The following is a 12,890-nucleotide window of genomic DNA, read 5'->3' as shown; positions in this document are numbered from 1 at the left end:
TGTTACCAGTCTACGAAGTCTTGTACATTTTCCATCAATCATTCTTCATTTAAAGGAGCGACGCTAAAACGCCTTCTTTCAGGGAATAGGTAGACGTTTGAATATGCGAAATACCATATGTTTTTAGTACGTAATCAATCAGGCAAACCGCCACAACGATCATATCGACGCGTAGTTCAATCATGCCCGGAATCTGCATACGATCGGCATGATTGCGGGTAACGAGTAATTCATAGGCGCGGTAAAACTCAGCAACTGGCAATGCAAACGTGCTTTGTTCTGGATCGGGTAAGTGACCGTGTTCGTGCATGAACCACATATCGACCAGCGTATCGAACGAACCCGATGAGCCAACTAATACCGCCGGATGGTACTGGTGAATGGCATTCGCCAGTGGTAGTAATTGTTCCTGAAAATAGTCGTGCAGTCGGCGAATGCTACTGGCAGCAATGGGGTCGTTCGTCATAAACCGTTCCCGTAAACGTTGGCCCCCAATCTCAAAACTCTGTTTCCAGAAAACCCGGCTCTGGTTGCTCAGAATAAACTCGACACTACCACCGCCGATATCCATCACCAGTGCCGTTGAGTCGGTTAGCGCTCCGGCAAAGCGTACACCTTTGTAAATGTATTCAGCCTCCGACTCACCCGAGATAACCTGAATCGGAATGCCGGTTGCCTGTTGGACACAGTCGATAAACTCACGCTGATTACGGGCGACACGGATGGCACTTGTACCCATGGCTACGATCTGCTCTGGCGCTACACTATATTGATCGAGCACTTGCCGGAAATACCTCAGCACATCCAGCGCACGACCGATGCCCTCTTCGGTGATAATGCCCTGATTAATGCCCGCCTGTCCAATTTTAGCCGGGCGGCTTTCGCGGAACAAGATCTTATACGCTGAGTCGGCTTTTTCGACGATAAGCAGGTGAAATGTATTGGTTCCTAAGTCAATAATAGCTTGCTTCATAGTCGCAAATCTATTATCTTTGCCGTCCGGTTTTAGCTAAAATACAATATTTAAAACATGCTTATCATTAACGTAAAAGACAACGAGTCGATTGACAAGGCCCTCAAACGCTTCAAAAAGAAGTTCGAGAAGACGGGCGTGTTACGGCAGTTGCGGTCGCGGACGGCTTTCCAAAAACCGTCGGTAAAGCGTCGCACCGAGATCATCAAGGCTGCCTACAAAGAAAGAATGTATGGCAACCATACCGAGCAATAGGCCATTTAGCCTTCTAATTTGCCGGTGATGCACAGTTGGACATAGTTCGTTGATTGCGCAGTCAGCAAATTCATGCGCCAACCAGGACACAGGAGCAGCAAGCAGGGATGTTTGCTGCTTTTTGTTTGCCCTTTTTTGTCATTCACCAAAAGAACCGATTAGATTTGGTAGTGCAAAGTCAGAGGAGCCATACAAATAGGCTAGTTTCTGCCGGGCAGCCGGGTAGTTCAGACTGTCATCGTAATGAATAAAATCAAATGAATCCTGGTCCAGAAAACTTTCTCCAGTATATCCGCTACGAAAAACGGCTGAGCCATCATACATTGACGGCTTATGCGAATGATCTGGACCAGTTCAGTAAATTTCTGGTTGCAGAGTGTAACATCGGCCAGCCCGAACAGGCTGATTTTCGGCACATCCGGTCATGGATTGTGAGCCTGGTCGAAGTAGGGCTGGATAAAACGTCGGTAAACCGTAAAATTGCGACACTCCGGTGCTATTACGGTTTTTTACTGCGTCAGAAAGTCATTACGATTGACCCGATGACGAAAATACAGGCGCTGAAAACCAGCAAAAAACTGCCGATGTATGTAGAGGAGAAGCCGATGGAAATGCTGTTAAACGATATCGATTTTCCGGATACGTTTGAGGGTATTCGCGACAAATTAGTACTTGAATTGCTCTATGGCACAGGCATCCGGCTGAGTGAACTGACCGGACTGAAAACGGTTGATGTAAACCTATACGAAAAAACCATCATGGTGCTCGGCAAGCGGAATAAACACCGGATAATACCGCTTACTCAGCCACTCTATGAGCTTATTCTTCAGTATAATCAGCTGAAAAATGATGCCTTTTCCGGGCAGGCCGATGCTGTTTATTTACTGGTCAGTGATAAGGGCGTTCCGGCTTATCCGGTTCTGATCCAGCGGATTGTAAAGCGGCATCTGAATCTGGTCACTACGCTCGAAAAGAAAAGCCCACACGTGCTGCGGCATTCATTCGCCACGCACCTGCTCAATCGTGGTGCTGATCTGAACGCCATTAAAGATTTGCTGGGGCACAGTAGTTTAGCGGCCACTCAGATTTATACACATACGAGCCTGGAGCAACTGAAGAAGACATATGATCAGGCGCATCCGAAGGCGAAAAAATAACGCGGGCTTCCGGTTCGCTTTTACATTCAGGCGGATTAGACGTCCGCGTTACAAGGCAGTATGAATATCCTCCAGATGAGTCAGACGCTGTTCTATTTGATCGAGCAGCAACCTAATTCCGAACAGGCAGTTAGTTATCTGCGGCAACAGGCCGATTCGTTCCAGAGTAACCCACAGGTCCCGGTTTTTTATCGCATCTTCACCGCTTTACCCCGCTTTGTGGGCAAACAACCGGTTGATGTACCGGCTGATATTACGTTTGCACTGGAGCGGGTTCGTCCTGGTTTCACCGTTCTGGGCTGGACACTTGACCGATTAGCGAGGGTATGGTGGCTATTGCAGTTTCCTGTCGATGACGAATCCACATACGTCAAAACAATCGGACAGCTCTTCAAAGCCGGTGAATTGAATGAACTGGTTGCGTTATATAGTGCGTTGCCCGTGCTGGCTTTTCCGGAAGCATGGCGGTTTCAGGCAACGGAAGGAATTCGAAACAACATTGCCGATGTGCAGTCAGCCATAATGCTTCACAATCCCTATCCGGCCGATTATTTTGACGAAGCAGCCTGGAATCAGATGATTCTGAAAGCGTTTTTTACCGACAAAGACGTTACGCAGATCATTAAACTCTATGAGCGAAAAAACGCCCGGCTGGCTCACACGCTGGCAGACTATGTTGCCGAACGCCTGGCTGCCGGGCGTAGTTTGCCACCTGCTATTGAAACGCTTCTGTAAAAGCCGGTCTAGGGTTAGTAGCGTTTAATCCACCCTAAACCATATGTTAATACCAACGATATGAAATTCCTACCGATAGCATTAGTGATGGACTACTGTTTTTCAACTGGTCGTAATTGAAGAACACATTTTGATACTGAGCCTGAATTTCGGCCCCCAGTCCCTGTTCGCGTTTACCGTAATATTTCAGCCCGATAGCGGGGGCAATGGCGCCTTTAAATCCCGATTTCTGATCGGCCAGTGTGCCGAAGTAGTTCGTATAATCCACAAAAGCGCCACCGCCGGCAAACTGAACATAGGGCCTGACCGCAGCGGTGTTATCGGCAAAGTAATAAGACAGTGAAGCCATTGCCGGAATGATCGATAAGGTTCGGGTTTGAACCGCTGAAATATCCTGCCCACTATTGTCGGACGAATAACTGATAACCTGGCGCCCCAGCCGTTGCTGCGTGTACTGGTAGCCGGTTTTTATACCCAAGGAAAACCGCTGAGGGAACAGCCATTCGCCTTCAAGGGCAAAATTGGTGGGAGACACCCGGTCGATATACCCTTTTTGCCCGCCCATCGGAAGCGAGACACCGTAGCGGGCCGCAATATTGAATGTTACATACTCCTGAAAAGGCGACGGGAATGCGTTGGCGTATTCATCGCGATTATCCTGTGCCCAGGCGGCCGTAGTCAGCGCCATGAGGACAATTAATGCTAGGATCGGTTTCATGATTTCTTAGTTGGCTGCCCGTAAATAAGGCGATTGGTTAAAAATGGCGTTGGTGGCCGTATCGACGGCTTGCTGATCCGGAATGTCGGCCCCTCGTACGGTCGCGTCATAAATAACGGTCAGTTGGGGTTCGGTACCGGGACTGGTTGCCGGCCGATTTTTGAGGTCGACAATCTGAATTTCCCAATATTGATCGGCTACCTGATAGGTATAATAGCTTGGGTAATACGGATTGTAACCACCAAATCCACCCAGGCCGCCAAAGCCACTTCCCCAATAGCCACCGTAATAGCCATAAGGATCAACGCCAACCCCTGTGTAGAGGTTATTGACCCGAATAACGGCTACTCCCAGATCGGCACTTTCGCCCTTAGCGACCCGCTGAAATCCTTTGCCTGTTAGGGCATTGGCTACATTCGACACGAAGCGGCTTTCTAGTGGCCCCAGAGAAGGCTGATAGCCTGAATTAGATTCAATGACTACCGAGTCGGGCAGGCTGAACGTTTTGTATTGACTGAAATTAACCGAGCGGTCGTAGTTTGTGATGTAAACCGGACTGTCGGCCGGGCTTAAATCATTCACGGCATTTTCCTTGCAGGCCGTCAGGCCACCGCCAATGGCCAGGAGCAGAACGATGTAAATGCCCCATTTTCCTTTTCTTAGCTGTTGAAGCGTTACCATAATTGTATTTGTTGATTAGGCCGATTTTCTGAACGAATCAGGATTCATAACGAGTCGAGACTTGCGCGGGAAATTCGGTAACTATCTATAAAACGAATAGACTAATTAAGGGTTTGCAAAAAAAGGATTAAAATGTGGGTAAAAATTCGTGCAGGATCAAGCCGGATTTTTACGGAACTTTGCCCGTCAATCAGGGTTTTACTAAAATACCCTTACTACCGATTTACTCATGAGTTTTATGGATTCCATTCGTGGCATGTCATTCTTCGATATGCACGTTCACATGACTTCCCGTACCACCGACGATTATCAGGCTATGGCCGATGCGGGTGTGGTAGCGATGATTGAGCCTGCTTTCTGGCTGGGTCAGCCCCGTACGGGCGTTGACTCGTTCCGGGATTATTTCGCGAGTCTGGTTGGGTGGGAGCGTTTTCGGGCATCGCAGTTTGGGATTCGCCATTATTGCACGATCGGCCTGAATTCGAAAGAAGCCAATCAGGAAGAATTGGCTGAACAGGTTATGGAAATTCTGCCCTTATTCATCTATAAGGAAGGTGTAGTTGGTGTGGGCGAAATCGGCTTCGATGATCAGACCGCTGCGGAGGATAAATACTATCGTGCGCAACTGGATCTGGCTAAAGAAGCAGGATTACCTGTTCAGATTCACACCCCGCACCGCGACAAAAAACAGGGAACCAGCCGAAGTATGGATATTGCACTTGAACATGGGCTGGAGCCTGGAATGGTGATCGTGGATCATAACAATGAAGAAACCGTTCGTGAAGTCCTGGATCGTGGGTTTTGGGCAGGATTTACCATTTACCCATTCACAAAGATGGGCAATGAACGCATGGTGGAGATTGTGAAGCAATATGGTCCGGAACGAATCATGATAAACTCGGCTGCTGATTGGGGCATCAGCGATCCATTGGCAGTGCCTAAAACAGCCGCTTTAATGAAACAAAGCGGTATTTCAGACGAGGCAATCAAACTGGTGACGTTTACGAACGCCGTAACCGCCTTCGCGCAAAGCGGCCAGCTTAGCCTCGATGAACTGATGCAACCGTTGGGTATCGACCAGAGCCAGCGTTATAACGGCAGTTCGGTGCTGCGTGGTGGTCAGGCACCGAGAATAGACAAAGAATCAACGATCATTAAATAGTGAATGAACGAATGGGTGAATGGGCGAATAAGATCGTTTAAAATTCACTCTTTCGCTCGTTCATTCTTTCACTATGTTAAAAGCACTTCTGTCCCTCACCCGGCCTGCCAATCTCGTTACGGCTATTGCCGACGTGCTGGCTGGTATGGCCATTGCGGGTTATTTTCTCGTTCAGAATCCGGCTCCGGCTCCAGTCGGCTGGCTCGCTTTAGCTACCGTTTGTTTGTATGGTGGTGGGGTTGTTTTCAACGATGTGTTCGACGCCGAATTAGATGCTATCGAGCGACCTGAGCGCGCTATTCCGAGTGGAGTAGTCAGCAAGCGTACCGCTACTTTATTAGGCGTAGTTCTGTTGGTAATCGGCATCGCTGCTTCATTTTTAGTAAACCCAACGGCCGGATTTCTGGCTATTGGCATTGCCGTTGCCTCGCTTGTTTATGACCGGTTCGGTAAGCATCATGATTGGCTGGGGCCGGTCAATATGGGCCTGTGCCGGGGACTGAATCTACTTTTGGGGGTGAGTATTATTCCTGAGCAGGTTTTGCCGTGGGCATGGATTGGTTTAGTGCCCATTGCTTATATAGCCGCTATTACCATGATTAGTCGGGGCGAGGTGCATGGCGGTAGCGTGACAACGCTGCGGGTAGCGGGCTTGCTGTATGCACTGGTGATTGGATGTGTAGCGGCACTCGCCCAGCAACAGCAGCAGCTGGGAACAGCGCTTCCCTTTCTGATTTTATTCGGCTACTATATTTTTCCACCACTCTGGCGGGCCGTTCGTGAGCCAATAGGACAAAATATTGGTATGGCTGTGCGTGCCGGGGTGTTATCTCTGATCGTTATGAACGCGGCCTGGGTCGCGGCTTTTGCCTCATTCCCGTTAGCAATGCTGGTATTTTGCTTATTGCCCCTGTCGCGGCTGCTGGCAAAGATTTTTGCGGTAACCTGATTTTAGGACTTTCGCAGGAGGGTATGCCTTCTATAACACACAACCGCACATCCAGCTATCTATCTTCTTGAAGGTCAAACCCGAGCCATTTTAGCTAAAAAACGAGTCTGTTCTGGCATCTGGTCATTACAAGTCTGATGCATATCGAAACTTTTGGGTAGCATACTGCTCAGTATGGAGGTTGAGTAACTGAGTACATTGCGTATCTTTAGGGACAATAAACCCTATGCAACGGAAACGCATCTTTTTCTGGCTTCAACGGCTGTTTTATATGCTGATGGCGCTCCACGTGATCAACCTAAGTGTAGATGCGCCTGATCAGCATATCTATGTTTCGGCCACGGGAGTAATCCAGGAAGATTTGACGTTTAATGAAATAGAAAGTATCAGTGAGTGGGTCCTCGAACATGTATTAGGGATCGACGACGCTGTTCCTGAGCACGATGAGCCAGATGCAGGCGATGCTGTCTCTAAGATACACATTAAGCTCTCTCTGCCGCAACGACTTCTGTTTATCGTATTGCCGTCCAGATCTGTAGCGCAGGCTGATTCGGTTAAATTTCTCTTTCTTTCACTGCCATACCTATCGTGTGCTCAGGAAATTAATGCTCCTCCACCCCGCTTAGGATAAGTCTCAACTCGCCATGTGCTCATAGCGGCTCAGCCGCAACGTGAAGGCCACCCGGCTTGTCACCCGCGCATTTCTTGTGTTCTATTATCCTATTATTTCTCCTATGACTAATTATATAGTCTGGGCGGTTGTGTTGTTAGGCACCACCGTTCAGGCTCAGGATACGTTGTCTGTAAGCCTACGCCAAGCCGACAGCGTGTTTTTGCAGCGAAATTTATTAGCGCTGGCCGGTCGCTATCAGATTGAGGCCACTCAGGCACAGGTTATTCAGGCCCGGCTGCTGGATAATCCAACGGTCAATATTGAGTTAAATGCCTATAATCCAGCCCTGCATCGACCGCTTGATGTGGGTGCCCAGGGGCAGAAGGCATTTTCCATTCAGCAAACAATTCTGCTGGCGGGTAAGCGGAATAAACGGGTTGCCGTTGCGACTGAACAGGCCCGGCTCACGGAACTACAATTCACCGATCTGCTCCGAACACTTCGATTTGAGCTGCGAAGCCGGTTTTACGATGTCTATTTTACGCAGAATACACTTCGGGAATACATCAATCAGCGAGCACGATTGACGGAAACAATTCGGGCGTTTGAACGGCAATATAACCGCAATAATGTAGCCCTGAGGGAGTTGGTCCGGCTTAAAGCGCTCCTTTTGCAGCTCAATAATGATCAGTTGGATCTGCAAAATCAGTTAACGGAGCATCAGCGAGATTTACGAACGTTGTTACAAACAACAGCCGTAATCCGACCTCTAACATCGGAGGCAGACCTGAATCGGTACAAAACGGCGTTACCACCATTGGATCAGGCTGTTAACGCGGCTTTTGATAATCGACCCGATCTACGTGGGGCCGAAACGCTGGTGCGGCAGGCCGATGCAAACATTGCTTTGCAGAAGGCGCTGGCCACGCCCGATATCCGGGTAGGGGGGCTATACGATCAAAACGCCAGCTATACACCCAATTACACCGCTGTCACGGTAAGCATGGACTTGCCTGTTCTGAACAAGAACCAGGGCAACATTCGGTCGGCGCGGGCTCAGGCCGACTACCAGCGTCTGGTTCAGCGCAACTCACGCGTAGCGGTTGAAAATGAAGTGCAGGCCGCTTTGCAACGAATTCAGCAAACAGAAGCCGCTTATCAGGCAATCGACCCCAGTTTTTCGGCGCAATTCGACGATTTGAACCTGGGCGTGTTGCGCAACTTTGAACGGGGTAATCTGTCGCTCATCGAGTTTGTGGATCTCTTTGAGACTTATCTGGAAAACGTGCAGCAACTCAATCGGCTCAATGCTGATCGGATTAACGCTTACGAACAACTCAACTTCACCGTCGGTATTGACCTGTTTAAGTAAAAAATCAGCATGAATCTCATCAAGTTAATTGTTTGCGCTGGGCTATTGGCCCTGATGGTTGCCTGCTCGAAGGAAGCAAAAACCGCCGACGAAGTCGAGGGAAAGAAAGAAGCCTTTGCCCTGACCGATACTATGTTAAGTCGGGTTAGTACCGAGGCTGTGGTGGTGCAGCCCGTTCGTAGTCAACTCCGGCTTATTGGCCGGATTGTGCCCGACGAGAATCGCGTCATTAAGGTATTTCCTTTGGTTGGGGGGAATGTTCGTGATGTTCGTGTCGAATTGGGCGATTATGTTCAGAAAGGCCAGACCCTGGCCGTCATTCAGTCGAGCGAGGTAGCTGGCTACAATAGCCAGTTAGTGCAGGCTCAGGCCGAGCTGCGGTTAGCGGAGAAAAACCTGCAAGTCGCTAAAGAGATGTATGCCGACAAATTGAGTTCGGAGCGGGATGTGTTAGCGGCCCGCCGGGAAGTGGAACGGGAAGAAGCCGAATTGACCCGCCTGAAAGAAGTACTCCAGATTTATGGCGCTGACCAGCAATCGGTTGCCCTAGTAAAAGCACCGATTTCGGGCTACGTGCTCGAAAAAAATATAAACCAGGGTACGCAGCTTCGCTCCGACGATGCGAATGCTGTGTTCACCATTTCGCAGTTGAATGAAATCTGGGTATTGGCCAACGTAAATGAATCCGACATCGGCCGGGTAAAAATTGATTTACCCGCTCAGATTCAGACGCTTTCTTATCCCGACCGTATATTTCACGGAACGGTCAATAAGGTGTATAACGTACTGGATCAAACCACTAAAACCATGCAGGTACGCATCCGGCTCGCCAACGAAAAGATGTTGCTCAAACCCGGTATGAATGCCAGCGTTATTCTGGCTTTTGACGATGGCGGCAGCATGCCAACCATTCCGGCCAAAGCGCTGATTTTTGACAAGAGTAAACAGTTCGTGATGGTTTTCCATGACCGACAGCATATCGATACCCGCGAAGTGCAGGTTCACCGTTCACTGGGCGATGTTGCTTACATCCGAAGTGGACTAAAACCCGGCGAAAAGGTAATAACTCAATCGCAGTTACTCATTTATGACGCCCTTAACGACTGATGAATAATCTCATAAAATCCATTCTCAGTTTTTCGCTGAAAAACCGCTTTTTTGTGTTTTTCATGGTGGCTGCTTTGACCGCAGCGGGGGTATATAGCTACCTGAATACGCCCATCGAAGCCTTCCCGGATGTTACGAACACGCAGATCATTGTCGTAACGGAATGGAATGGACGAAGCGCCGAAGAAGTGGAGCGATTTGTGACGGTACCGATCGAGGTAGCCATGAATTCGGTACAGCGTAAAACCAATGTAAGGTCCATAACCATGTTTGGTCTGTCGGTCATGAAAATCATCTTCGAGGATAACGTCGACGATTTTTTTGCCCGTCAGCAGGTCAATAACCAACTGCGAACGATCTCGCTCCCTGATAATGTAGAACCCGATATTCAGCCTCCTTATGGCCCCACGGGCGAGATTTTTCGCTATACATTAAAATCCAGAAGCCGCGATACGCGCGAACTACTGACGATTCAAAACTGGGTTATTGACCGTCAACTCCGTGCCGTGCCGGGTGTGGCCGATATTGTTGCGTTTGGCGGCCGGGAAAAGACCTACGAGATTATGGTTAACCCGATGCAATTGCAGAAATATGGCATAACGCCATCGGAGGTCTATAATTCCGTTACCCAGAACAACCTCAACGTGGGGGGCGATGTCATCGAGAAAAACGGGCAGGCATACGTCGTGCGGGGCATTGGGCTGTTAACCAATATTGCCGACATCGAAAATATTATCGTTGACGAACAGGGCGAACTACCTGTGCTGGTACGCGATGTGGCGCAGGTGGTCGAGTCGAATCAGCCGCGTGTGGGGCAGGTGGGCCTGGACACAAACGACGATGTGGTCGAAGGCATTATTGTGCAGCGAAAGGGCGAAAATCCGTCGGAGGTGCTCAAACGGGTAAAGGATAAAATTGCGGAGTTGAACGAAAAGGTGTTGCCATCTGACGTAAAGATGGTCACCTTCTACGACCGTGACAACCTAATGGCCTACTGCACCGAAACCGTATTGCACAACTTGGCCGAAGGCATTCTGTTCGTAACGGTTATTGTGTTTCTGTTCATGGCCGACTGGCGTACTACGCTCATTGTCAGTATTATTATTCCGCTGGCACTGTTGTTTGCTTTTGTCTGTTTGCGTCTGCGGGGTATGTCGGCCAATCTGCTGTCGATGGGTGCGGTGGATTTCGGTATCATCATCGATGGAGCCGTGGTTATGGTCGAGGGTATTTTCGTTGTGCTCGATCATAAGGCGCATCAAGTTGGCATGCCGAAATTTAACGGGCTCGCCAAACTGGGGCTCATTCGGAAAACCGGTACGGAGCTAGGTAAGGCCGTTTTCTTTTCGAAGCTGATCATTATTACAGCGCTACTACCTATTTTCTCGTTCGAGAAAGTAGAAGGCAAAATGTTTAGCCCGCTCGCCTGGACCTTGGGCTTTGCTTTAGTGGGCGCACTCTTGTTTACTCTGACGCTGGTGCCGGTTCTGTGTTCGATTCTGCTCAACAAAAATGTGCGGGAAAAGAACAACCCAATCGTGAATTTCTTCAACCGTATTGTGATGCGCGGCTTCACCTGGACCTATGGCCATCGCAGGCTGAGTATGCTGATGGCGCTGGTATTTATGGGCCTTACGTTTGCGTCTGCTTCGTTGCTGGGCACTGAGTTTCTGCCGCAGTTGAACGAAGGGGCATTGTGGGTAGAAGCTAAATTGCCCATGAGCTCATCACTGGCCGAGACAACAAAAATGGTTCGGACGTTGCGGAGTAAGCTAATGACTTTCCCGGAAGTAAACGGCGTTTTGTCGCAGACGGGTCGCTCCAATGATGGCACTGATCCATCGGGGTTTTACTACGTACAGATGCAGGTCAACCTCAAGCCCAAGAAAGAATGGCCCGAACGGGAAACCGGACATCAGTTGACAACCGATCAGCTCATCGAAGAAATGGATGCCAAACTGAAGGTTTTTCAGGGGATCAATTACAATTATTCGCAGCCAATTATCGACAACGTCGCTGAAGCCGTGGCGGGCATGAATGCCAGTAATGCCGTCAAAATTTTCGGTAACGATCTGGCCGAGCTGGACAAGTATGCGAATCAGGTGATTATGGCCATCCGCGATGTGCCCGGTGTTAAGGATGTTGGCATCCTGCGAAACGTTGGCCAGCCTGAAATGAGCATTTACGTCGATAAGCAAAAAATGGCTTTCTATGGCGTTCGGGTTGGCGATGCCGAAGCGGTCATTGAAATGGCTATCGGAGGGAAAACCGCGAGTCAGCTCTACGAAGGCGAACGCAAATTTGATATTCGGGTGCGCTACCAGCCCGATTTTCGCAAGAATGAAGAGGACATTGGGCGGCTAATGGTGCCCACAATCCGGGGAAATAAGATTCCATTGAAGGAGATTGCCGACATCCGCACGCTCACGGGTCCGGCCTTTGTTTATCGCGACAAAAATAAGCGGTTCATTGGCGTAAAATTCTCCGTTCGAGAGCGGGATCTGGGTAGTACCATTGCCGAGGCACAACGTAAAGTACGTCAGGCGGTCAAATTTGATCGTGGTTACGAGGCCGAATGGACAGGCGAGTTCGAGAACCAGGTTCGGGCCTCCAAACGGCTCGGTCAGGTCGTGCCGATTAGTCTGCTGGCAATTTTTGTGATTCTGTTCGTGCTGTTCGGTAACGTCAAAGATGCGGCACTGGTCCTCTTGAATGTGCCGTTTGCCCTGATTGGCGGTATTCTGGCTCTGCACACAACAGGAACTATTTTCGGGATCTCGGCGGGCGTCGGCTTCATTGCCCTGTTTGGCATCTGCGTTCAGAATGGTGTTATTCTGATTTCGGTTTTCAATCAGAACCTCATGGCGGGTCTGAGTTTAGATGAAGCAGTTGCCGAAGGTGTTCGATCACGTATCCGACCCGTAGTGATGACAGCCATGATGGCTGCTATCGGCTTATTGCCGGCAGCGGTCAGCACCGGAATCGGTTCTGAAACACAGAAACCACTGGCTATTGTTGTAATCGGTGGGCTGATCACGGCTACCATATTGACGTTGCTGATCTTTCCAATCATCTATCGTTTCTTCAACCGGCATCGGGCGCACACCATCTCCCGGAGAGGAAAGCGGAGTTTGCTGGCAAAAGCAGATGTGTAAATTGCTGGTAATG

General features: G+C 49.4%; 12 protein-coding genes. 9 read left to right on the top strand and 3 right to left on the bottom strand.

Going from position 1 to position 12,890, the window contains the following annotated elements:
• Positions 1-49: 49 nt before the first annotated feature.
• A complete protein-coding gene (locus G8759_RS33040; protein WP_167217658.1) occupies positions 50-973 on the bottom strand; it encodes a Ppx/GppA phosphatase family protein in 924 nt (307 codons plus the stop codon).
• A 57-nt stretch (positions 974-1,030) separates the two neighbouring features.
• Here G8759_RS33040 and rpsU point away from each other — a divergent pair, with 57 nt between their 5' ends.
• The 3 genes from rpsU (at position 1,031) to G8759_RS33025 (ending at position 3,120) form a co-directional block, all read left to right on the top strand.
• Positions 1,031-1,228 carry a 30S ribosomal protein S21 gene (gene rpsU / locus G8759_RS33035; protein ID WP_012924721.1) on the top strand — a complete coding sequence of 66 codons (198 nt, stop codon included), beginning with the start codon at positions 1,031-1,033 and terminating at the stop codon, positions 1,226-1,228.
• Between the two features lie 257 nt (positions 1,229-1,485).
• Positions 1,486-2,385, top strand: a complete 900-nt coding sequence (locus G8759_RS33030; protein WP_167217656.1) for a tyrosine-type recombinase/integrase — start codon at positions 1,486-1,488, stop codon at positions 2,383-2,385.
• Between the two features lie 60 nt (positions 2,386-2,445).
• Positions 2,446-3,120, top strand: coding sequence for an EboA domain-containing protein (locus G8759_RS33025; RefSeq protein ID WP_167217654.1), 675 nt, complete (start codon positions 2,446-2,448; stop codon positions 3,118-3,120).
• A gap of 46 nt (positions 3,121-3,166) precedes the next feature.
• Here G8759_RS33025 and G8759_RS33020 read toward each other — a convergent pair whose 3' ends face one another.
• Positions 3,167-3,838, bottom strand: coding sequence for a hypothetical protein (locus G8759_RS33020; protein WP_167217652.1), 672 nt, complete (start codon positions 3,836-3,838; stop codon positions 3,167-3,169).
• A 6-nt stretch (positions 3,839-3,844) separates the two neighbouring features.
• Positions 3,845-4,519 (bottom strand): DUF4136 domain-containing protein, encoded by a 675-nt coding sequence (locus G8759_RS33015; protein ID WP_167217651.1) that lies wholly within the window; start codon positions 4,517-4,519, stop codon positions 3,845-3,847.
• A gap of 229 nt (positions 4,520-4,748) precedes the next feature.
• On the opposite strand from G8759_RS33015, the gene G8759_RS33010 reads away from it, so the two are divergent.
• The 6 genes from G8759_RS33010 to G8759_RS32985 all read left to right on the top strand — a co-directional run bounded on the left by G8759_RS33010 (position 4,749) and on the right by G8759_RS32985 (position 12,877).
• Positions 4,749-5,681 (top strand): TatD family hydrolase, encoded by a 933-nt coding sequence (locus G8759_RS33010; protein ID WP_167217649.1) that lies wholly within the window; start codon positions 4,749-4,751, stop codon positions 5,679-5,681.
• Positions 5,682-5,754: 73 nt separating this feature from the next.
• Positions 5,755-6,630: a UbiA-like protein EboC gene (gene eboC / locus G8759_RS33005; protein ID WP_167217647.1), complete on the top strand. Its 876-nt coding sequence runs from the start codon at positions 5,755-5,757 to the stop codon at positions 6,628-6,630.
• Between the two features lie 226 nt (positions 6,631-6,856).
• Positions 6,857-7,261: a hypothetical protein gene (locus G8759_RS33000; protein WP_167217645.1), complete on the top strand. Its 405-nt coding sequence runs from the start codon at positions 6,857-6,859 to the stop codon at positions 7,259-7,261.
• Between the two features lie 103 nt (positions 7,262-7,364).
• On the top strand, positions 7,365-8,615 hold the full coding sequence (locus G8759_RS32995) for a TolC family protein (protein ID WP_167217643.1): 1,251 nt from the start codon (positions 7,365-7,367) through the stop codon (positions 8,613-8,615).
• A 9-nt stretch (positions 8,616-8,624) separates the two neighbouring features.
• The gene (locus G8759_RS32990) at positions 8,625-9,722 is read left to right on the top strand and encodes an efflux RND transporter periplasmic adaptor subunit (protein WP_167217640.1); all 1,098 of its coding nucleotides are present in this window, start codon (positions 8,625-8,627) and stop codon (positions 9,720-9,722) included.
• Positions 9,722-12,877, top strand: a complete 3,156-nt coding sequence (locus tag G8759_RS32985) for an efflux RND transporter permease subunit (protein ID WP_167217638.1) — start codon at positions 9,722-9,724, stop codon at positions 12,875-12,877. The genes G8759_RS32990 and G8759_RS32985 overlap by 1 nt, the downstream gene beginning before the upstream one ends.
• Positions 12,878-12,890 lie beyond the last annotated feature (13 nt).

This window comes from Spirosoma aureum, assembly GCF_011604685.1.
Classification (GTDB): Bacteria; Bacteroidota; Bacteroidia; order Cytophagales; family Spirosomataceae; genus Spirosoma; species Spirosoma aureum.
Note: the sequence above shows the minus strand (reverse complement) of the source record. Positions and strands in the feature narration are given on the sequence as shown.